Origin of the sequence: Noviherbaspirillum sp., assembly GCF_035627455.1 — a bacterium.
Taxonomy (GTDB): Bacteria; Pseudomonadota; Gammaproteobacteria; order Burkholderiales; family Burkholderiaceae_D; genus Noviherbaspirillum.
Genome location: NZ_DASPLS010000094.1, coordinates 1 through 21,504 on the forward strand (window position 1 = coordinate 1; position 21,504 = coordinate 21,504).

General features: G+C 61.4%; 17 protein-coding genes, 1 tRNA gene and 1 riboswitch. Of the genes, 3 read left to right on the forward strand and 15 right to left on the reverse strand.

What is annotated here, in order from left to right; translation table 11 throughout:
• The 6 genes from VEC01_RS17715 to rpoD all read right to left on the reverse strand — a co-directional run.
• On the reverse strand, nt 1-1,038 hold a 1,038-nt coding region (locus VEC01_RS17715), incomplete at its 3' end, for a cbb3-type cytochrome c oxidase subunit I (RefSeq protein WP_324902233.1).
• 381 nt (nt 1,039-1,419) lie between these two features.
• Nucleotides 1,420-2,139 carry a CBS domain-containing protein gene (locus tag VEC01_RS17720; RefSeq protein WP_324902234.1) on the reverse strand — a complete coding sequence of 240 codons (720 nt, stop codon included), beginning with the start codon at nt 2,137-2,139 and terminating at the stop codon, nt 1,420-1,422.
• Nucleotides 2,084-2,581, reverse strand: a complete 498-nt coding sequence (locus VEC01_RS17725; protein ID WP_324902235.1) for an NUDIX hydrolase — start codon at nt 2,579-2,581, stop codon at nt 2,084-2,086. Before VEC01_RS17725 ends, VEC01_RS17720 begins: the two co-directional genes overlap by 56 nt.
• Before the next feature lie 211 nt (nt 2,582-2,792).
• Complete coding sequence (locus VEC01_RS17730) at nt 2,793-3,434, reverse strand: SGNH/GDSL hydrolase family protein (RefSeq protein ID WP_324902236.1); 642 nt, start codon at nt 3,432-3,434, stop codon at nt 2,793-2,795.
• A 527-nt stretch (nt 3,435-3,961) separates the two neighbouring features.
• Entirely contained in the window at nt 3,962-4,390 is a 429-nt protein-coding gene (locus VEC01_RS17735; RefSeq protein ID WP_324902237.1) for a hypothetical protein, read from the reverse strand.
• 379 nt (nt 4,391-4,769) lie between these two features.
• Nucleotides 4,770-6,659, reverse strand: a complete 1,890-nt coding sequence (rpoD, locus tag VEC01_RS17740; protein ID WP_324902238.1) for an RNA polymerase sigma factor RpoD — start codon at nt 6,657-6,659, stop codon at nt 4,770-4,772.
• Between the two features lie 160 nt (nt 6,660-6,819).
• Here rpoD and VEC01_RS17745 point away from each other — a divergent pair, with 160 nt between their 5' ends.
• From VEC01_RS17745 to VEC01_RS17755, 3 genes are all read left to right on the forward strand, one after another.
• The gene (locus tag VEC01_RS17745; RefSeq protein WP_324902239.1) at nt 6,820-7,416 is read left to right on the forward strand and encodes a hypothetical protein; all 597 of its coding nucleotides are present in this window, start codon (nt 6,820-6,822) and stop codon (nt 7,414-7,416) included.
• 609 nt (nt 7,417-8,025) lie between these two features.
• On the forward strand, nt 8,026-9,888 hold the full coding sequence (gene ftsH / locus VEC01_RS17750) for an ATP-dependent zinc metalloprotease FtsH (protein WP_324902240.1): 1,863 nt from the start codon (nt 8,026-8,028) through the stop codon (nt 9,886-9,888).
• A 720-nt stretch (nt 9,889-10,608) separates the two neighbouring features.
• Entirely contained in the window at nt 10,609-14,712 is a 4,104-nt protein-coding gene (locus VEC01_RS17755; protein WP_324902241.1) for a PAS domain S-box protein, read from the forward strand.
• Nucleotides 14,713-15,033: 321 nt separating this feature from the next.
• Here the strand turns inward: VEC01_RS17755 and VEC01_RS17760 are convergent.
• The 9 genes from VEC01_RS17760 to VEC01_RS17800 all read right to left on the reverse strand — a co-directional run bounded on the left by VEC01_RS17760 (nt 15,034) and on the right by VEC01_RS17800 (nt 21,231).
• A tRNA-Lys gene (locus VEC01_RS17760) sits at nt 15,034-15,109 on the reverse strand.
• Nucleotides 15,110-15,230: 121 nt separating this feature from the next.
• Nucleotides 15,231-15,980, reverse strand: coding sequence for a tol-pal system protein YbgF (gene ybgF, locus VEC01_RS17765; RefSeq protein ID WP_324902242.1), 750 nt, complete (start codon nt 15,978-15,980; stop codon nt 15,231-15,233).
• Between the two features lie 114 nt (nt 15,981-16,094).
• A complete protein-coding gene (gene pal / locus VEC01_RS17770; RefSeq protein ID WP_324902243.1) occupies nt 16,095-16,613 on the reverse strand; it encodes a peptidoglycan-associated lipoprotein Pal in 519 nt (172 codons plus the stop codon).
• A 46-nt stretch (nt 16,614-16,659) separates the two neighbouring features.
• A complete protein-coding gene (tolB, locus tag VEC01_RS17775; protein ID WP_414691473.1) occupies nt 16,660-17,931 on the reverse strand; it encodes a Tol-Pal system beta propeller repeat protein TolB in 1,272 nt (423 codons plus the stop codon).
• Between the two features lie 6 nt (nt 17,932-17,937).
• Entirely contained in the window at nt 17,938-18,807 is an 870-nt protein-coding gene (locus VEC01_RS17780) for an energy transducer TonB (protein WP_324902245.1), read from the reverse strand.
• Entirely contained in the window at nt 18,804-19,241 is a 438-nt protein-coding gene (locus VEC01_RS17785; RefSeq protein ID WP_324902246.1) for an ExbD/TolR family protein, read from the reverse strand. The genes VEC01_RS17780 and VEC01_RS17785 overlap by 4 nt, the downstream gene beginning before the upstream one ends.
• Nucleotides 19,241-19,942, reverse strand: a complete 702-nt coding sequence (gene tolQ / locus VEC01_RS17790; RefSeq protein ID WP_324902247.1) for a protein TolQ — start codon at nt 19,940-19,942, stop codon at nt 19,241-19,243. The genes VEC01_RS17785 and tolQ overlap by 1 nt, the downstream gene beginning before the upstream one ends.
• A 76-nt stretch (nt 19,943-20,018) precedes the next feature.
• Nucleotides 20,019-20,438 (reverse strand): tol-pal system-associated acyl-CoA thioesterase, encoded by a 420-nt coding sequence (gene ybgC, locus VEC01_RS17795; RefSeq protein WP_324902329.1) that lies wholly within the window; start codon nt 20,436-20,438, stop codon nt 20,019-20,021.
• Between the two features lie 46 nt (nt 20,439-20,484).
• Nucleotides 20,485-21,231: an SDR family NAD(P)-dependent oxidoreductase gene (locus tag VEC01_RS17800; RefSeq protein WP_324902249.1), complete on the reverse strand. Its 747-nt coding sequence runs from the start codon at nt 21,229-21,231 to the stop codon at nt 20,485-20,487.
• 164 nt (nt 21,232-21,395) lie between these two features.
• Nucleotides 21,396-21,498: riboswitch (ZMP/ZTP riboswitch) on the forward strand.
• The last annotated feature ends 6 nt before the right edge of the window (nt 21,499-21,504 follow it).

Below are 21,504 nucleotides of genomic sequence, written 5' to 3' on the forward strand. Positions count from 1 at the left end.
CGAGCCCTTCCACATCGTCGCGATCCAGTTGAACACCTTCACGCCGGTGGGCACCGCGATCAGCATGGTCGCGTACATGAAGAACAGTTGCGCGGTGACCGGCATGCCGGTGGTAAACATGTGGTGCGCCCACACGATGAAGGACAGGATCGCGATCGAGCTGGTCGCGTACACCATCGATGCGTAGCCGAACAGCGGCTTGCGCGAGAAGGCCGGCACGATCTGCGACACGATGCCGAAGGCCGGCAGGATCATGATGTAGACCTCGGGATGGCCGAAGAACCAGAAGATGTGCTGGAACATCACCGGGTCGCCACCGCCGGCCGCGTTGAAGAAGGTGGTGCCGAAGTGGCGGTCCGTCAGCAGCATCGTGATCGCGCCGGCGAGCACCGGCATCACCGCGATCAGCAGGTAGGCGGTGATCAGCCAGGTCCAGCAGAACATCGGCATCTTCATCAGCGTCATGCCGGGCGCGCGCATGTTGAGGATGGTGGTGATGATGTTGATCGCACCCATGATGGACGAGGCGCCCATGATGTGGACCGCGAAGATCGCCATGTCCATCCCGGCGCCCATCTGCGCGGACAGGGGCGGATAAAGTGTCCAGCCGGCAGCGGTCGCGCCGCCGCCGACCAGGAATGAACCGGTAAGCAGGATGGCGGCGGGCGGCAGGAGCCAGAACGAGAAATTGTTCATCCGCGCAAAGGCCATGTCCGACGCGCCGACCTGCAATGGAATCATCCAGTTCGCGAAGCCGACGAAGGCCGGCATGATCGCGCCGAATACCATGATCAGCCCGTGCATGGTCACCATCTGGTTGTACAGTTCCGGTTGCATCAGTTGCAGGCCGGGTACAAAGAGTTCTGCGCGGATCAGCATTGCCAGGAAGCCGCCGGCCAGCAACATGATCATGGAAAACCACAAATACAAGGTCCCGATGTCCTTGTGATTGGTCGCGTACAGCCATCGCCGCCAACCATGCGGGTGTTCATGTTCGTGAACATGACCGTGTGCGTGACCGACGATGGTCGTGCTCATGCTGTTCTCCTGATGCGGTAAGGAATGGCGACAGGCAGCGCTGTGCCGGTTTGCGGCCGTGGTTCGGGAAGAAAACTCGCGGCAAGCGGGATGCATTCATCCATCCATGGATGGATCAGGCAATCCGGCGAAGGTTCGGCGCAATCGATGTGCCGGGACGGGAGTTTGCGCGCGCGGCGGCACGCACGCGGCAACGGCATCGATAGAGGTTCGGTTCCTTGGCGATATCTACACGCGGTGTGCAGGAAATGCACGGCACCGGTATGCCTCATCGCGCGAACGCCCGAGGCGGTGGCGCGCTGCGAGGACGAATGTGTTGGCGCGGCCGTCATCGGAGTGTCACGAGGCTTGCTGCCGGGCAGGCATGCGCCCGCCCCGGGGTCAGCGGCTGTAGTCGCCCGCCGGCCCGAGATCGTCAAGACCGCCGATGGAAGCGGCGCCGCTGCCCGGAGTCGTGTTCCCCGGGCTTGATCCGCCGGCCGTCGCGCTGCCGCCGACGCCGCGAGCGCCGGTGCCGCCGTCGCCGCCAGACGGTACCGCTGCGCCGCCGCTGTCGGTTCCGCTTGCGGGCGTGCGTCCGATCGGCGTCTTCGCATCCTGCGCCGGAGCATCTTCGCCGTCAGGCGCAGCGGCTGTCGCAGGCGCGCCGCCGGCCTGGTCCGGCTGTGACGGCGACGACACCTTTTCCACGGCCTGTTGCACATCGTCGTCCAGCTGGCCGTCTCCGGCCTTGGTCACGACATCGCCGAGCGAGACGATGCCGACCAGCTTTTGTTCGGCATCATGGGAAAGCACGGGAATGCGCCGCACCTGGCTGTCGGCCATGCGTGCTATGACGTCTTCCAGCGACTGGTCGTCGAAGCACCAGCGCACATCGGTGCTCATCACTTCGTCGACATGCGCCTCCTGCGGATTCCTGCCCGCCGCAGTAGCGCGGACGGTGATATCGCGGTCGGTGACCATGCCGACCAGCCGGTCCTGGTCGCACACCGGAAGCGCGCCGACGTTCAGCTCATCCATCAGTTGCGCGGCGCGCTGCAGGTTTTCATGCGGCGTCACGAACCGGATGTCGCGTGTCATCACTTCGGAAACCATCCGCATTGCCTTCTCCTATCTGTAGCCATGTTTCAGTGCATGCCGGCTGCGCCGGCACCAGGGCCGCCCCCATGCTCCACTTTTGCACCGCCGTTTCGTGCAAAGGGAATTTCAGCGGCGTGTTCCATGCCGCCGAAAAAACGCGCAGCACTTCGTCGTTCGGCGTGAACGCAAGGGGCAGGGCAACGGGTTGCGGGTAATACGAAAACAGCAGCAGCTTGTTGTGCGGCGTAATTGCGCTGTAGAAAAGCCGCCACTGGCTGACGTCGAGTTCCAGTCCGGTCTCCTCGAATACTTCCCGGTTGAGCGCGGCGCTCGCATCTTCCATCTCGTCGACATTACCCCCCGGCAGCGCGATGCCGCCGTCGCTGCGCTCCACCAGGATGATGTGGCCTGGCGTGGATGAGGGAATGATGCCGACCGAGACCGGCGCGGGTTTCTTGAACATGAGGGATCACGGGTTGACTGCGATACGGAAGCCGCGAAACAGGAGAGCAATATCGGTGCCAGGAGAGTGCAGCGGGACGACGCACCATTGGCGGGGCTCCGTAACCCCCCCGTGACCCGAGCGCATTTCGCTCTGCAATCTTCCTCGGCTGCTTTTCCGTGCGGATGGGTGCTGTCGGTGGCGCGTTGCGGTTTCCCGCCTGTTCGAAAACCTAGCGCGGTCCGCCCAGCACGACCGCCTTTTGCCTGTTGTTTGGCACGGCGGTCACTGCATGGATAATCGCATCCGCGATCTTCGCTCCCCCGATGCTCGAGGGCTCGATCGGATTCGCATAGTCTTCCGGCCGGTTGCAGATGCGGCGAAGATCAAGAACGGTGAGCCGGTTTTCAATGCTGGCCTGCAAGATGACGTCATTGAATGCGGCCAGCGCGGTGGCGACCTGGCGCTGGTATTGCCGGTCCGCGAAATTCCCGTGGTAGATGGTGCAGGTGACGAGCGGCAGGCGCTGGTCAAGGCATGCCTGCAGGGCTTTTCGATAGTCTGCGGCAAATTCGTCGACCACCGCGGCCAGCTGCAGCAATCCTTCCGCCGTCGTCCTGGCCGGCGCGCTCAGTACCGATTGTGATCCGAGCGCGTCATTGCCGCCGACGCTGAGGACCAGATGGCTCGCATCGCGCGGAAGGCGCGCGAGCTGTGCGCCGATGCCGCGGGTGGTGGCGCCGTCGACCGCAAGCAGGCTGGCTTTCCATCCGCCGGCAATTCTTTCCTTGACCTGGCTGATGACATCCGGCTTGCCGCCGGTATAGCTGCCATTGTCGAGCGTGGAGTCGCCCAGGAGAACGATGTGCGGCATGGCGGCAAGTGCTTCGGGCGCGGCGAGGAGCGCGAGCGCCTGGGTTATGAAATTCCTGCGGCCTGGACGCATTGGAGTGACCCGCTACAGGACACCGAACAGCAGCAGAAGCAGCACTGTCAGGATGATCGAAACAACGATCGATCCGGCAAGGCCGAGCTTTTTCGAGAAAAAGATAAACATGGATGCGGTGCACGGTGGAGGAAGACATGCGAGCGGGACGTCCCGTAGTGAGCGCCACAACAGTATTTCGCTACGTGACGCTTCGAATGTCTTTCTTGTAAGACGGGCCGGTCCCGGGCGAGTTCCTGGCCTTGGCGACGGGCAGCGCCGGCGAGGGCGTTACAGGAAGGGCCGAGAGGCGCGGCGCGCGAGATATTGACTTGCCTGGGTGTATTTCAGTCGGCCGCCGGCGCCGTGTGCGCCCGCGCCAGACGCCTGCGCTCCAGGCTGTTGGCGGCGCGCCGACTTGCGCGTACCGGCGGGCTGCATTCACTGCCCGTCGGCTTCGCGCGGTGACAAGAGGGTCAGTTGTTGAACAGGCCCGTTTTCTGGGTGACGTTTGATTCGCTCATCGAATAGCGCTTCACGGTGCCATTCTGGTCGAACAGAACGACCAGCTCTTTCTTCTTTCCGCTTGCGCTGGCGCCGAAAAGATTCACGATAGGCACATAACTGATCGCGTCCGCCGAGACGTTCGTGAACTCGAAGTTCCAGATCTCCAGGCCGCCGTCGGTAAAGCTTGTCTTGACCGGCGATCCAAACATTGCGCGAACCTGTGCCTTCGTCGTTTTCCCTTCGGTAATCTTCTGGGTCACGGTCGATTCGGACTCTGCCCTCAGGGTTTCATTCCCGACGCTGGCGCATCCGGCGAGAAGGACGGTCAGTGCGAGGCCGCAGGCGGTTAATGATTTTTTCAAAATGGCTCCCTTTCTTATGTAGTAAATGTCGGTCACGTTGCCGCTCGCGAGCTTATCATGCGGCACGTTGTGCCGCCTCCCATGAACTTGGTAGTTTCACTGCAAGATGCATGTGGGGCCGGGGGAATGCCTTGCGATTGATCAAGCGTAATATTGCCTTATGGCTCAATGACTTGCGAAAAAGCCAGCAATTTATCCACAGCCTTTCCCACAGATTTTGTGGGTAACTGTAATTGGCGATGCCAGCGGCGCGGAGGCGGGCAGACGGCGAAGGTAGGTTGATCGCAGGGTTGACGCCGGCCGGTGCCCGGCGCGGTTCAGGCGCAAGACCGCGCCCTGTTCATCGCGTACGCCGGCAACAGCGGTTTCACCCGGTCCTGAACCAAGCCGGGCGCGGGATGCGCCCGGGCATGTGTTAGTTGTGCGCGTCCAGGAAAGCGCGCAGCTTCTCGGAACGCGACGGATGACGCAGTTTCGTCATTGCTTTCATCTCGATCTGGCGAATGCGTTCGCGGGTCACGTCGAGTTGCTTGCCAACTTCCTCGAGGGTGTGATCGCTGGCAGTATCCAGGCCGAAGCGCAGGCGCAGCACCTTCTGCTCCTTGGGCGACAGTTCCTGCATCACCTCGGCGATAGCCTTTTGCATTCCGCTGTGCATCGCCGCCGCTTCCGGCGACAGTGTCGTGTCGTCGCTGATGAAATCGCCCAGCATGGCATCGCCGTCTTCACCCGCCGGCGCGTCCAGCGAGGCCGGCTCCTTGGCGATTTTCATGACTTCCTGCACCTTCTGCTCGGACAGTCCCATCTTCATCGCCAGCGTCGCTGCATCCGGTTCTTCGCCCGTGGCGGCAATCGTCTGCCGCACAATCCGGTTCATCTTGTTGATCGTTTCGATCATGTGAACGGGTACGCGGATCGTACGCGCCTGGTCGGCGATGGCGCGCGAGATCGCCTGGCGCACCCACCAGGTCGCATAGGTCGAGAACTTGAAGCCGCGCCGGTATTCATACTTGTCCACCGCGCGCAGCAAGCCGATATTGCCTTCCTGGATCAGGTCAAGGAACTGCAATCCGCGATTGACGTATTTCTTCGCGATCGATATCACCAGCCGCAGGTTCGCCTTTGTCAGGTCGCGCTTTGCCTCCATCGTGCGTCGCTCGCCCGCGAGCATATGCTTGTTGACTTCGCGCAATTCAGCAAGCGGCAGGCCCGCAGCTTTCTCGAGTCCGGCTAGCTTCGCTTGCAATTCCCGGATGGCGTGCATCTGGCGCGCGAGCGCGCCGCTGTACGGAAACGCGCAGTCGACTTCGCGCTGTACCCACGCCAGGTCGGTCTGGTTCTCGAGGAAAGCCTTGATGAAGCGTTCGCGCGGCATGCCGCACTGGTCGACCATGATGGCGGCTATCCTGCTCTCGATGGTGCGGATCGCCTTCATCTGCTCGCGCACGATGGCACATAGCTTGTCCACGATTTTCGGCGTAAACCGGATGTCGAGCAGGGCCTGGGTGACAAGCTGCTGCGCGGCTGCGTAGCTCCTGCCGCGCACGCCTTCCGGGTCCGCGCGCATGATGGCGGATTGGGCTGCAACACCGGCAAATTTTGCCAGTGCCAGCTTTTTCATCTGTGCAAGCTGCTCGGCGGACATCCCGCCATCGGATACTTCCGCCGCCGTATCGTCAAAGTCGTCGTCGGCCTGATCTTCCGCATCGTCGCCGTCGGCCAGCGCCGCGCCAGGCAGTCGCTCTTCCAGTTCGGCCAGGCCGTCGACAACGTCATCGACAGCCAGTTGCCCGCTTTCGATGCGCGCGGCCAGCGCAAGGACTTCGTCGACGGCGGCCGGGTTGGCGGAAATCGCGCCGATCATTTCCCGCTGGCCATCTTCAATCCGCTTGGCGATCTCGATCTCGCCTTCCCGGGTCAGCAGCGTCGTCGCCGCCATTTCGCGCATGTACATGCGCACCGGGTCGGTGCTGCGGCCAAAATCGCTGTCATCGGCGGCCAGCGCGGTCTCGGCAACCGCCTCCACCTCGTCGTCGCCGGCACCGGAAGCGATGCGGTCGGTCAGCAGCAGCATCGCATCGTCCGGCGCTTGGTCGTAGACGGCGATACCCATTTCGTTGATTGCCCGCAGCACGTCGGCAATCACGCCCGGGTCGGTGACGTCGTCCGGCACCTGGTCATGGATCTCCGTATGCGTCAGGTATCCCCGCTCCTTGCCGCGCCTGATGAGCTCAGCCAGTTGCTTGCGGAGCTGCTCCATGCCGTCCCGACCCGCCCGGCTTCCTGTCGCCTTGGTGTCGTTCATGCGTGCACGGGACGTGCGCAATTCTGCGCTCTCCGCCGCCGCCCATTCCAAAACCTCGTCATTCTCGGGGGCGAACGACGGCTTGCGCCCGGGGCGCTTCGCGGCGACGGACGGCTGCTGATGCGCACCGGGCTCCGGCGACGCCGGTGTTGCATCAAACGTGCTCCGTTCGATCGATGCCGGCGCCGGATTATTATTGATCGCCGCTGCCGCGATGACGCGGACCTTTCCTTTCGGCCGCACCTGCGGTTTGGCTGCCTCAACAGGCAAAGGACCGGCCAGCACTTGGGTGACGCCATTCGCCTCCGGTGGAACCGGTACGGCCGGCGCCTCTTGCTCCGCTGTGTCGCGGGAGAGGGGGCCCACGCCGGGCTTTGTACCGTTGTCCGGCAAAGCGGGTGGCGCCAGGCGCGACCGTTTTTTAGTGATGACCACCGTGGGCGGCGGCGCGGAATCCGAGGGCAGGGAGGGCGCGATGCCGGCACCCGTGTTGTCCACCGTTTGCGCCTGGCAACCGACCGCTTCGGCTGTGTGGCTGCCTTCCGGCAGCGCAGCCGGCGGCAGCAGTAAACGGGTACGACGCTTTACAACGGAAACCGTGGGGCGCGCGGTTTCCGGATCGGCAGGCAGAAGCGGCACGTTATTGTTCGTCTCGCGTGCAACGGGGCTAGCGTCCGTTTGCCTGGCGGGGCGGGCGGACAAGGTCAAGGTCTTCGAAATCTTGGTCATCGGTAAAGCATCTGATCAGCTGTATTGACCTGCTCGCCGGCTTTGTAGGGCGGCAAGCAGCACCATGCGTAGGCAAGGGAAGAGCAAAACGGTTCTTTGAAAACGCCAATGCACGTCATGACGGAACAGGAAAACACAAGCTTGCACTTCGTGTGGCGGCGTATTGGTCGGGAAAGAAAACTCGTGCTGCGGGTCGGGAAAAAGGCCGAAATTATATCGAAGTTCGAAGGGGGGCGGTAATTCATGTGTTGTGTTTGCGTCGAGCCGGCTTTCCGGCGCTTTCCTCGCCCGCGTGCCACCCCCGCAATCTCCGAACCGGACCGCGCTTGCGGTCTCCGACCCGGCCTGTGCATGCGCTTCCATCGGTGCCGCCGAAAGCGCAGCGGCGGCAGGCGTGAGCAGAACGTTGGCCGCAGCGCGGGGCACTGGCTGGTGATTCATGCTTGCCCGGCATGGCATAAAAGGCGGGCGCGCTCGAGATGATGCCGTCCATCCTGTTTTTTCGAAGCAACCCTCTCTGTCTATTCGATTAATCCTGGCCCTTGCAACGGGTAGAATCGTGCCCATCTCATGCCTGTGTCGGCCGTTTCCAAACGGGCGACGTTCCGGCGCAGCCGGAATTTGATAAGGAACCTACGTGAACCAAAAGCACATCAGTCTCGTTATTTCAGCGCTCCTTGCGTTTGCCATCTTTTCCGTCATCAGCCGCAACTTCGACTCCGCCGGGCAGGGGGCGTCGACGCAGGTGGCTTATTCGGAATTCCTGAGCCAGGTGGAGGCCAAGCAAATCCGCGAGGTCGTCATCGAGGGAACCCGCGTTTCTGCCATTACGAGCGACGGCAAGAAGCTGAGCACGAACACCACCCTGCTGGACCGGGGCCTGGTCAGCGACCTGATCGAAAACGGCATCAAGTTCGACGTCAAGAATCCGGAAGCGCCTTCCTTCCTGTCCCAGGTATTCGTCTCCTGGTTCCCGATGTTGCTCCTGATCGGCGTATGGGTCTGGTTCATGCGCCGCCAACAGGGCGGCAAGGGCGGCCCATTCTCGATGGGCAAGTCGAAGGCGCGCTTGCAGGATGAACATGCGGTCACTACGACCTTTGCCGACGTTGCCGGTTGCGATGAGGCGCGCGAAGAGGTCGACGAGATCGTCGAATTCCTGCGCGAGCCGCGCAAGTTCCAGCAGCTGGGCGGCCATGTGCCGAAGGGCGTGCTGCTTGTCGGCCCTCCAGGTACCGGCAAGACCTTGCTGGCGCGCGCAATGGCGGGCGAGGCGAGGGTGCCATTCTTCACGGTTTCCGGTTCCGACTTTGTGGAGATGTTCGTCGGCGTGGGCGCTTCGCGCGTGCGCGACCTGTTCGAGACCGCGAAGAAGCATGCGCCCTGCATCATCTTCATCGATGAAATCGACGCGGTCGGTCGATCCCGCGGCACGGGCATGGGCGGCGGCAACGACGAGCGCGAACAGACGCTGAACCAGATGCTGGTCGAGATGGACGGCTTCGAGCCGAATTCGGGCATCATCGTGGTCGCCGCGACCAACCGCGCCGACGTGCTCGACAAGGCGCTGCTGCGTCCCGGCCGCTTCGACCGCCAGGTGATGGTCGGCCTGCCGGACATCCGCGGTCGCGAAAAGATCTTGCGTGTGCACATGCGCAAGGTGCCCATGTCGCAGGACGTGCAGGCGGATGTGCTGGCGCGCGGCACGCCGGGCTTCTCCGGCGCCGACCTCGCCAACCTGGTCAACGAAGCCGCATTGTTTGCCGCGCGCCGCAACAAGAGGGCGCTGGATATGCAGGACTTCGAAGACGCGAAGGACAAGATCATCATGGGTCCGGAGCGCAAGTCAGCCGTGATGCGCGAGGAGGAGCGCCGCAATACCGCTTACCACGAGTCCGGGCACACCGTGGTGGCGAAGCTGCTGCCGAAGGCGGACCCGGTGCACAAGGTCACGATCATGCCGCGCGGCTATGCGCTCGGCCTGACCTGGCAGTTGCCTGAGCATGACCGCGTCAACATGTACAAGGACAAGATGCTGGAAGATATCGCCATCCTGTTCGGCGGCCGCATTGCGGAAGAGATCTTCATGCACCAGCAGTCGACCGGTGCGTCGAATGATTTCGAGCGGGCGACCAAGCTGGCACGCGCGATGGTCACCCGCTTCGGCATGTCCGAAACGCTTGGCACCATGGTCTATACCGAAGAGCAGGACGGCTTTGGGATGCAGGCGCGCACCGTTTCCGAAGAGACGCAGCAAAAGGTTGACGAGGAAATCCGCCGCATTCTCGACGGCCAGTATGCGCTGGCGCGCAGGCTCCTGGAAGAGAACCGCGACAAGGTCGATGTGATGGCCAAGGCGCTGCTGGAATGGGAAACGCTGGATGCGGACCAGGTGAATGACATCATGAACGGCAGCACGCCGCGCGCGCCGAAGTACGCAACGGAAAACAAATCGTCCCCGCCCGGCGGCCCAGGGCAGGCGGTTCCGGCGACAGCATGAGGCGGTAGCGAGGTAGTTGATTGCAGTGGTAAAGGATGGGGCGAACTGTTTGCGGTTCGCCCTTTTTTTTGCCTTCCTCAGTGCGCGGCATAAATGGTGTGGCTTCCGGGAGTGTTAAGCAAGCCCGGCATATGGGGGATTTCCGTGAAATTAAAGCGGCCAGGCCCATTGCCCCGCCGCTCGCTTGTCCCCGTTGGCGGCGGCACAAGTCTTTCCCTGGACGGGCATGAAATCGGCAGGCACGCGCTCGATGCGGTCGAACTTGGATGGCTGCATCCTTACCGCGTTGGCAGCAACATTCACACGGCGTGCAAGTGTGTGCCGCCTGAAATCACCGTGCGCATGCAAACCGTCCTAAAGTCCCGGTCATGCAAACCCGCCGAATATTCATGATGTAGCGGAAGGGGAAGGCACCTTTGTACAGTGACGCTGCCGCGTTGACTTGCGATACAGAAACGAGAAGCGATCTAGTTTCTACGTCTCGATCAATAAAATCTTTGAGCGATCTTGCGAGCGAGCATGCCCGGAGGTTTACGTCCGTTCTGCCTGGACGATGGCATTTTTAATCCGTGCCCAATGCTAAGTAAAATACCAGTTAAGTCGGCGGCGAGACTGATTCTTAACGTGGTTGTACCGATGGAAAAAATTTCTCCTGTAGTGCACTTGAGTTGAGCCCTTTTTCGCTTCTTTGCTGCCTTTATTTCAATTGATTTCATTATCGTGAACCACCTCAACGTCGCTGGCCATCTCTTTGAACATTCTGCCGCCCTGAAGGTGCGCAGCGTGATGCTGACATCCGGTGACAGCCTGCAGGCACACCGGGAGAAGCTGGCCAAGATTATTTTGGACGACATGTATCAGTTCGTCGGCCTGCTCGATGCCAAAGGCATGCTGCTGGAAGTGAACCGTGCCGCACTAGAGGGCGCTGGCATCAGGCTCGAAGATATCCAGGGCAAGCCGTTCTGGCTTGCGCGGTGGTGGCAGGTTTCAGAAGAGACCATGCAGCGCCAGAAGGAAGTGTGCGCGCGCGCGGCCCAAGGCGAATTCATCCGCTACGACGAAGAAATATACGGGCAGAGTGGCGGTGACGAGACCATCGTCATTGACTATTCCCTCATCCCGGTAAAGGACGACAGTGGCAGCGTAGTCTTCCTCCTGGCCGAGGGCCGCAACATCACCGAAAAGAAAAAGGCGGATGCCGAGATCGCACGCAAGAACCGGGAGCTGCAGCAGCTGCTCGACCGGGTCAAGGAACTTGATGAAATCAAGAACGCGTTCTTTGCCAACGTCTCGCACGAGCTGAGAACGCCGCTGGCGCTCATCCTTGGTCCAGCGGAGAAAACACTGGCGGAGGGCAATTACCTGAAGGAAGAGCACCGACAGAACCTGACAGTGGTCAAGCGCAACGCTGCCACGCTGCTCAAGCATGTCAATGACTTGCTGGACATCTCCAAGCTTGATGCCGGCAAGATGGTAGCCAATTATGCCGAGACCGACATGGCGCGGCTCCTGCGGGCCACTGCCGGCCACTTCGATGCGCTTGCGGCCGACCGTGGCATCAAGTTCGTCATTGATGCTCCAGAGTCTCTGCCTGCACAAGTGGATCCTGACAAGATCGAGCGCGTCGTGCTCAACCTTCTTTCCAATGCCTTCAAGTTTACGCCTCCCGGCGGACGGATTGTCTTGTCGCTACGTCTAGGTGCAGACGGCAATAGCGTGGTCATGGCGGTCCAGGACAGCGGCCCGGGGGTCAAGAAGCAAGAGCAGGAACTGATCTTCGAGCGTTTTCGCCAGAGTGACGGCGGCTCGACGCGTGAGTTTGGCGGCACCGGCCTGGGGCTGGCGATTGCACGCGATTTCGTCGGTTTGCATGGCGGCACTATCAGCGTCATGGACGCTCCCGTCTCTGGCGCCCTGTTCCAGGCGGAGATTCCAGCGCGAGCGCCGGATGGCCGCTTGGTGCGCTCGCGCCATGCAGAAGCCGGCAGTAGTGTCGAACCGAATGCGATCCTCAAGGGGATTATTGAAGAACTCATGCCGACGGCACCGGCGCCGGCAAGACAGGTTTCTGCAGCTGATGGCGCCATGGAGCGCGCTTGCCCGACCGTGCTGGTGGTTGAGGATAACCAAGAGCTGAACCGATTCATTGTTGAAACGCTGGCGGCAGAATTCCTCGTGATTTCAGCCTCCAACGGCGAAGAGGGCCTGGAACAGATCCACCGCGTCAGGCCGGATCTCGTGGTCACAGACATCATGATGCCGAAAATGAGCGGCGACCAGATGATTGCAGCAATGCGCACGAACCGGGATTTTGACCGGATTCCAGTGGTTGTGCTGTCGGCCAAGGCTGATGACGAATTGCGTCTGCGGTTGCTTGAACACGGTGCACAGGACCACGTGATCAAACCGTTTTCGGGGATTGAACTGGTTACCCGGGTCCGCAACCTGGTGACCATGAAGCGTGCCCAAGACCAGCTGAGCGCTGCGGTCGCCCTTCTCGAAAAGCAGTCCGCGGCCAAATCGGAGCAACTGGCGCAGAGCGAAGGTCTCTTTCGGCTAATGGTGGAAAACATCAAGGACTATGCCATCTTCATGCTGGACCCCAAAGGGCAGGTAATTAACTGGAACCGGGGCGCGCAACGGTTGACTGGCTACTCCGAGGAGGAGGCTGTCGGCCGCCATTACTCTTTCATGTATCCCCCGGAAGAGAGGACAAGATTGTCTCCTTCGCATGACCTTGAGACGGCGGGTTTGCAACGGCAGTACGTGAAGGAAGGGATAAGGATTCGCAAGGACGGGGAAAAATACCATGCGGAGATCGTCATATCCCGCATGGACGACGAGCATGGCAACGTGGTTGGTTTCGTGAAGATGATCCGCGACATAACCGAGCGAAAGCTTGCCGACGAAGCCATCCGCAAGAGCGATTCGAAGCTCAAGTGGCTTGTTCAATCCGATATTCTGGGCGTCATCCATTACCGCACTGACGGCACGATTACAGAAGCGAATGACGCGTTCCTGAATATAGTGGGCTATACCCGGGAAGACATCACCACCGGCATCCGACTGTCCTGGCGTGCCATTACCCCACCGGAATGGGAAGAGGTGGACAGGGCCGCCTGGCGGCAGCTTGAAGAATTCGGCGTGTGCGAACCTTTTGAGAAAGAGTATTTCAGGAAGGACGGTACCCGCGCGGCGGTGTACGTTTGCGGGGCCACCTTTGAAGGATCCCGCGAAGAAGGCTTCGCCTACGTGCTCGACATCTCCGCGATCAAGAAAGCCGAGTTGGCATTAAAGGAGAGCGAGGCCAAGTTTCGAACCATTGCGAATGCCATGCCGCAGATGGTCTGGTCCACGCTTCCAGACGGCTTTCACGACTATTACAACGACCAATGGTATAAGTTCACCGGGGCTCCTTATGGCTCCACCGACGGCGAAGGCTGGAACGATATGTTCCACCCTGATGACCAGGAGCGGGCGTGGAACGTGTGGCGTCATAGTCTTGCAACAGGTGAACCGTACGAGATCGAATACAGGCTGCGGCATCATTCCGGCGATTACCGTTGGACGCTGGGACGCGCGCTACCTGTCAGGGACGACAGCGGCGCAATCGTTCGCTGGATGGGCACCTGCACGGATATCCATGACCAGAAGCTCGCGCAGTACGCGTTACAGGTTTCTGATCGCCGCAAGGATGAGTTCCTGGCGATGCTCGCCCATGAGCTGCGAAATCCGCTGGCGCCGATTTCGTCCGGCGCCGAGCTTCTCTCCATCGGCCATCTGGACCAGGAAGGGGTGAAGCAGATCAGTGGCGTTATCTCGCGTCAGGCAACGCACATGACCGGGCTGATCGAAGACTTGCTCGATGTTTCCCGAGTCACGCGCGGTCTGGTTCAGATCGACAAGAGCGAGGTGGACCTTAAGGACGTGGTCTCCGAGGCCGTGGAGCAGGTACGTCCTGCAATGGAAGGCAAGTCGCATCACCTTGACGTGCACCTCACCCGGCAACGTGCGATCGTGTCGGGCGACAAGAAGCGGCTTGTCCAGGTGCTCACCAACGTCTTGAGCAATGCCGCGAAATTTACGCCTAGCGGCGGCGGGCGCATCAGCGTTTGGATGAACGTAACGGATACCGATGTCGAGGTGAGCGTGCGTGACAACGGCATCGGCATGTCACCCGAGCTTGCCGATCAGGCATTCGAGCTGTTCGTGCAGAGTGAACGCACTTCTGACCGGTCACAGGGAGGCCTCGGCATTGGGCTCGCACTGGTCAAGAGCCTTGTGCATCTGCATGATGGCACGGTCAGGCTGTATAGCGCCGGCGAGCAGCAGGGTTGCGAATTCACGATTTGCCTGCCGCGCCTGCAAGCCGACACTGATTTGGACCGTCGCGGCGGCACAGAGGTGCTGGGAAAAGACTCAGCCCAGGGCCTGCGGATTCTGGCAGTGGACGACAATGTCGATGCGGCTAATATGCTGTCGATGCTGCTGGAATCGTTTGGCTATGCCGTTTTCGTTGAACACCATCCTGCGAAAGCTATCGAGCTCGCGCGCCGCATCAGGCCGGAAATTTGCATCCTGGACATCGGCTTGCCGGGGTTTGACGGCTACGAGTTGGTGAGGCGACTGCGTGAACTGCCCGAAATGGAAGGCGTGAAATATGCAGCGCTGACTGGGTACGGGCAGCCGGCGGATCAGGAGAAGGCATTGGCAGCAGGGTTCGACTGCCATTTCTCCAAGCCTGCGAGCGCGCTCAAGCTCAAGCTGTGGCTTGAGCGCGCAAGCCAGCGTAGTCCGACTATTGGCAGGCGTATGAACAATTGAACGGCGAAACGACCGATTCCATGTCGTGATTGACCGGAAAGCGGGCATCCGCGATTTTGTTTTCCTGACCTCAGGAATGCCCGGGCGTCATGGCGCCGGCAAGCGGGGACGTCCAGCGGTGAGCTCAAGGAATTGGGCGGGTGGAAGTCGCGCCAAAGAGTGGATCGGTATGCAAAGTATGCAACAGAACATTTGGCCGTTGCCGCCTCGAGGAACAAATGACCTTCCGGAAAGGAGCGTGGTGAAACCGATGCAGGCACGTTTCTGTCACGTTCACAAACGGAAAGGGCCTAGGTTGTTCACCTAAGCCCTTGATGTTTCTGGTGGGTCGTGCGTGACTCGAACACGCGACCAACGGATTAAAAGTCCGCTGCTCTACCGACTGAGCTAACGACCCGAAAGCACGAGATTATAAGAAACTTTAATGCGTGCTGTCAATTGCGTCATGAGGAAAAATCAAAGCCGCCCGGCGGGGCGGCGTCCTTTGCGCAGTTTTGACTGGTCCTGATGTCAAAAGTTTATTTCAGTGCGGCGATGCGTTCCTTCGCCGTCTCCGCTGCCGGCGATTCCGGGTACTGCGCGATCAGCGTTTCCAGGGTCTTCCTTGCTGCCGGCCTGTCTTTCAGTTCCATGTAGCAGCTGGCAATGTTGAGCAGCGCATCGGGCGCCTTCGGGCTGTCCGGGTAGTTCTTCAGCACCACCTGCTGCGCGGTGATCGCGTTCTTGAAGTCGCGCTGCGCATAGTAGGTGTTGCCCAGCCAGTATTGCGCGGACGGCGTCAGGCCGGACTGCGGGTAACGGCGGGTGAAATCGTAGAACGAGGCGCCGGCGTTGCGGTAGTCGCCGGCCTTGAAGTAGGCGAGGGCGGCGTCATAGGCGCGCTGCTCGCCCTGTTCCATCAGCACTTCCTTGCCGTCGATCGTGACCTTTTGCGGCTCCAGCTTGGACAGGCGCGCGTCAAGGTCGACGTAGAAATCCTTCTGGCGCTTCTGCAGGTTCGCCAGTTCATTGGTCAGCAACTCCACCTGGCCGCGCAGGCGAGCGATTTCCTGGCGCAGTTGCTCGTTCTGGTTGTTCAGGTCGAGGTTGTTGGTCTTGTCGGCCTTCGCATTGATCTCGTTCTGCATGTTGGTGAGGCGGGCGCGGATGTCGAGGATCGCCCTGCGCGCTTCCTCGTCTTCGAACAGTGCCGCCTGCGACTGCAGGGGGGCCAAAGAAAACGCGGCCAGGACGGCCGCCGCGAATGAGGATTTGAAGGTCTTGTTCATGATTGCTCTTGAACGTGGCGGGAACGCCGGTTCCCGCCTTGGTTTCCCCCTTGCGCCGGCGCGGCGGAGGGGGCGAGGGACGCGCTGCGGAATCCGAAGCACGTCAAGGTCACATTACTGGTAGGCGATGTCGGCACGGCGGTTTTCGGCCCATGCGGCTTCATCGCTGCCGTTTGCCTTCGGCTTTTCCTCGCCAAAGGAGACAGCTTCCATCTGCGCATCGGGCACGCCGAGCAGCGACAGCGACTTGCGCACCGCTTCCGCGCGCTTCTGGCCCAGCGCCAGATTGTACTCGCGGCCGCCGCGTTCGTCGGTGTTGCCCTGGATGATGATCTTGCGGCCCTTGTTGGAGCCCAGGTACTTCGCATGCGCTTCGACGACCGGCTTGAACTCGTCCTTGACGATGAAGCTGTCGTAGTCGAAGTACACGCTGCGCTTGGCCAGGATGCCCTTCGGGTCGTTCAGCGGATCGGTGCCGGTGGTGACGGTGCCCACGGTGCGGGCATCGGCGGTGTTCGGCGTGGCGCCGCGCTCTTCGACCTTGACGTTGTCGTCCAGCTTCACCGACGAGCCGCAGGCGGCAAGCGTGAAAGCGCTGGCAAGGATGAGTGCGAGTTTAGTAGTGTTGCGCATCAAAGGTTCTCCCAAGTAAGTAGAGTGTGATTTCCAAAAACCAATATTATTTCATGAAAGGGCCCCAGGTTGGTTCCCGGATGTCCCCTGCCTGGGTGGTCAGCTGGTGCTTCACGCGGCCATCGACCGATACCACCGCCAGCGATCCGCGTCGTCCCGACTCGGTCGCATACATGATGTATTTGCCGTTCGGCGAGAAACTCGGCGATTCGTCGCGCGACGTGTCCGACAGGCGCAGTTCCTGGCCGCTGGCGATATCGAGCAGATACAGCTGGAAGCGCCCCTCGCGGCGCGAGATGTAGGCCAGCGACTTGCCGTCCGGCGACACCCGCGGGCTGATGTTGTAGCTGCCGTTGAAGGTCACGCGCTGCGCGTCGCCGCCGCTGGCGCTCATGCGGTAGATCTGCGGGCCGCCGCCGCGGTCGCTGGTGAAGTAGATCGATTGGCCATCTGCGGAGAATTGCGGCTCGGTTTCGATGCCGTTGGTGTTGGTCAGCTGGCGCAGGTTGGTGCCGTCGGCATTCACGGTGTAGACCTGGGTATAGCCGTTGCGCGACAGCGCCAGCGCGAGTTTCGTGCCGTCCGGCGACCAGGAGGGCGCGGAGTTGCTGCCGCGGTAGTTGGCGATCACCGTGCGCTGGCGGTTGGTCAGGTCCTGCACGTAGACCACCGGCTTTTTCTGTTCGAACGAGACATAGGCGACCCGGGTGCCGTCCGGCGACCATGCCGGCGAGATGATCGGTTCGTTAGAGCGCAGCGCGACCTGTGTGCCTTCGCCGTCCGAGTCCGCGACCTCGAGGCGATACTCGGGGCCGGACTTGGTGACATAGGCGATGCGGGTGGCGAACGAGCCGCGCACGCCGATCAGCTTTTCATAGATGTCGTCGGCGATCTTGTGGGCCGCCACGCGCAGCCGGTCCGGGCCGGCGGTCTGGCTGAAGCCGGACAGGTTGGCCGCCTTGATGGTGTCCAGCAGGCGGTAGCGCACGTCATAGCGGCCGTCGGCCAGGCGCTGCACGCTGCCGATCACCAGCGCGTCGGCGCCGCGGCCTTTCCATTCGCCATAATTGACCGGCGTGGTTTCCGACATCACGTTGCCGGTATCGATGATCTTGAAGTAACCGCTGCGCGCCAGGTCGGCCTTGATGACGGCCGTCACCTGCTGGGGAGCGGCGGTCTCGTCGGCGAAGCCGGCGATCGCGATCGGAATCTGGGTGGCGCCGACGCCGTAGGTCTCCACCCGCAACTGCGCCTGCGCCGCGCCGGCGACGCCGAGAAACATCACAACGCATCCACGCAAAAAGTAATTTTTTATCATGATCGCTTATTGGTCCTTGGGTCTGTGGCTTCCGATGAAACTCGAGGGCACCGTGCCGTTGGTGTCACGCGGGAAGGGCTGGGAGCGCTGGATCGCGCGCTCGACCGCTTCGTCGAATCCGGTCACGCCGGAAGAGCGGACTTTTCGCAATCCGGCAACGGAACCGTCCGGCAGCAGCCGCACCTCGTATTCTACCGGCGGGTTGCCTTGCAGTCCTTCCGGCGGAATGAAGTTGATGTTCGAGCGGATCTTCGCGCCGATGCGCGCAAGGTAGTCGCCGCTGGCGCGGCCGCCCTGCGATCTGGCCGCTTCGCCGCTGCCGCCGGTGCCCGTCACGCCGCCGGCAATACGCTTCATTTCATCTTCGCGCATCTTCGCCAGCAACTGCTCTTCGCGGCGCTTCTGTTCCGCTTCCTTCTTCGCCTGATCGGCTTTTTCCTTTTCCTTGCGCTTGGCTTCTTCCAGCTTGGCGAGCTTCTGCTCTTCCTCGAGCTTTTTCTTCTTTTCCTTCTCGCGCCGCTCTTCTTCCTCGCGCCGCTTCTTCTCTTCTTCCTTGCGCTTCTTTTCCTGCGCCAGCGCGATGTCCGGCTTGACCACCGGCGGTTCCTCGACCTTGGGCTTGGGCACTTCCCTTGGCACCGGCTTCGGTTCCGGCTTCACTTCCGGCTCGGGCTTGGGCGGTTCCGGCAGCGGCGCCGCTTCGCGCGGCACCGGATTCCAGACTTCCGCCTCGATCGTGGCCGGCGTCTCGTTCTGCCAGCGCACGCCGATCCACAGCAGCGCAAGCAGCGCCAGGTGCACCAGCGCCGCGAGCGTGAGCGCGCGCCAGCTGCCGCGTTCCTTGGGGACGGTGTACGGTGTTGCGTCTTCTGTCATTGCTTGGTCGCCAGCCCCACTCGATTGATCCCGAGTTTCTTCGCTTCCGAAATCACCTGGATCACGTCATCGTATTTGATGTCCTTGTCGGCCGAGATCATCACCGGCAGTTCCGGATCGGCTTCATGCATCGCGCGCAGTTTCTGCATCAGCGCGCCGCGCCCGCCTACCTTCTCGTCGCGCGCGGAGCCGGTTTTCTTCCCGGTGATGCCGATCGTCGCGCTGGTGTCCGGCTTCAGCGAAATCTGGATGTATTCGGTCGGCGGCAGCGCCGATTTCGCCGCGGTGGGCAGGTTGATCACCCCGGGGTTGGTCAGCGGCGCGGCGACCATGAAGATCACCAGCAGCACGAGCATCACGTCGATGTACGGCACGACGTTGATCTCGGACTTGAACTTGCGACTGCGCCCCCCGCGCATGGAACTGTTGCCCATCAGCGGACCTGCCGTTGCAAGATGTTGGAGAACTCTTCGATGAAGCTTTCGAAGCGGATCGCGAGGCGGTCGATGTCATGCGAATAGCGGTTGTACGCGACCACCGCCGGAATCGCCGCGAACAGGCCGATCGCGGTGGCGATCAGCGCTTCGGCGATGCCCGGCGCGACCGAGGCCAGCGTCGCCTGCTGCACGTTGGCCAGGCCGCGGAATGCGTTCATGATGCCCCAGACCGTGCCGAACAGGCCGACATACGGCGACACCGAGCCGACCGACGCGAGGAAGGCGAGGTGGGATTCGAGCGCATCCATCTCGCGCTGGTAGGCGGCGCGCATGGCGCGGCGTGCGCCGTCGATCATGTTGCCATTGTCGACCGCGTTTTTACCGGCGAAGGTGGCCTTGGCCTTGATGAATTCGCCCATGCCCGATTCGAAGATGCGCTCCAGCGCGCCGCTCTTGCCGCCGCTGCGGCGGCGGTTGGACGTGGCTTCCTCGTACAGCACGTTCAGGTTGCCGCCCGACCAGAAGGCGCGCTCGAAATCCTCGGTCTGGGTCTGCGCGCTCTTGATCGCGAACATCTTCCGGAAAATGTAGGTCCAGCTCATGATGGACACGAGCAGCAGCAGGGCCATGACGAGCTGCACCAGCAGCGAGGCGTTGCTGATCAGGGCAACGAAGGACAGATCTTGTGTGACGGTCATTGGTTTCGATGAGGTGATGACAAGTTGTTCTCGCCTCCGCATACCTGCCGTTCCGGCTGCCGGAATGCGAGGGAATTCATCCTGTGTTCTTTATCCGGTCCAGTACTTCGTCCGGTATCGGGGCGGGACGGAAGGTCCGGCTGTCGACACAGCCGACCTTGATGCGACCGCTCGCCAGCAGTTCGCGCTCCGCTCCCCGGACACGCCAGGCTTCTTGTATGAATTGCACAGAGGCACGTCCCAGGCGTTCGACAATGACCGAGAGTTTCAGTTCATCATCTAATTTCGCCGGGGCATGATAATCGACCGCGGTGCTTTTGACCACGAACATGACGCAATGCGTTTGTAACAAATTATGTTGTTCGATCGCCGCCGCGCGCAGCCACTCGGTGCGCGCGCGTTCAAAGAACTTCAGGTAGTTTGCATAAAAGACAACGCCGCCGGCGTCGGTGTCTTCATAGTAGACCCGCACGGTCCAGGTGAAATCGGAAGTCATGCTCATTCGGCCCGTTCTCCGCGAACGGGCGTGCTTCGGTCTGCCATCAGATGTTCCGCTTGATGTTGAAGGGGCCGAAGCCCTGGCAGGTGGGCATCATCTCGATGTAATTGATGTTGACGTGCGCCGGCAGCGTCGCGATCCAGTACGCAGTGTCGGCAATGTCGACCGCCGTCAGCGGCACGGTTCCCTCGTAGACCTTGGCCGCGGCACTGTCGTCCTTCAGGCGCACGTTGGAGAATTCGGTGCCGCCGCACAGGCCAGGCGCGATATTGGTTGCGCGCACGCCGGTGCCGACCAGGTCGGCGCGCAGGTTCATCGTGAACTGGTCGACGAAGGCCTTGGTCGCGCCATAGACATTTCCGCCCGGGTAGGGGTAGGCGCCGGCCACCGAGCCGATGTTGATCACCGTGCCGCGCCCGCGCGCGACCATGCCCGGCAGGAGCATGTGGGTGATCGTGACCAGGCCCTTGCAGTTGGTGTCGATCATGGTTTCCCACTCGTCCAGGGAGGCCCGCTGCGCCGGTTCGATGCCCAGCGCCAGGCCGGCATTGTTGACCAGGATATCGATTTCCTGCCAGCCGGCCGGCAGGCTGGCCAGCGCCGCCTGGATCGAGGCCTTGTCGCTGACATCCATCGCCACCGCCAGCAGCGCGTCGCCGAGCTCCTGCGCGAGGCCGTCGAGGCGTTCCTTGCGGCGGCCGGTTGCGATCACCTTGTGGCCGGTACGGACGAATTTGCGTGCCATCTCGGCACCGAAACCGGAGCTTGCGCCGGTAACAAGGACGATCATGATGGACTCCTTTTTCAGAGGGATGCGGAATTGGCAAGATTGTAGCCGAAAGGCGCCTTCCACTGGCCGCTGATTTATGCCTCGCGGCACGGATTCGAGGGTCTTTAAGCACTAATCCCGCGTTCTTGCCGAAATCTGGTGGCTATCTTACAATCTAGCTCCATTTCGTCTCACGTGACTGGCGAAAAGCCGGCGCAGCATCCGGCACAAGGTGGAAATCCACCGGGGAACGTGAGATATCCATAGCCGTTCGCCTGGGCAGCCCAAATGGAA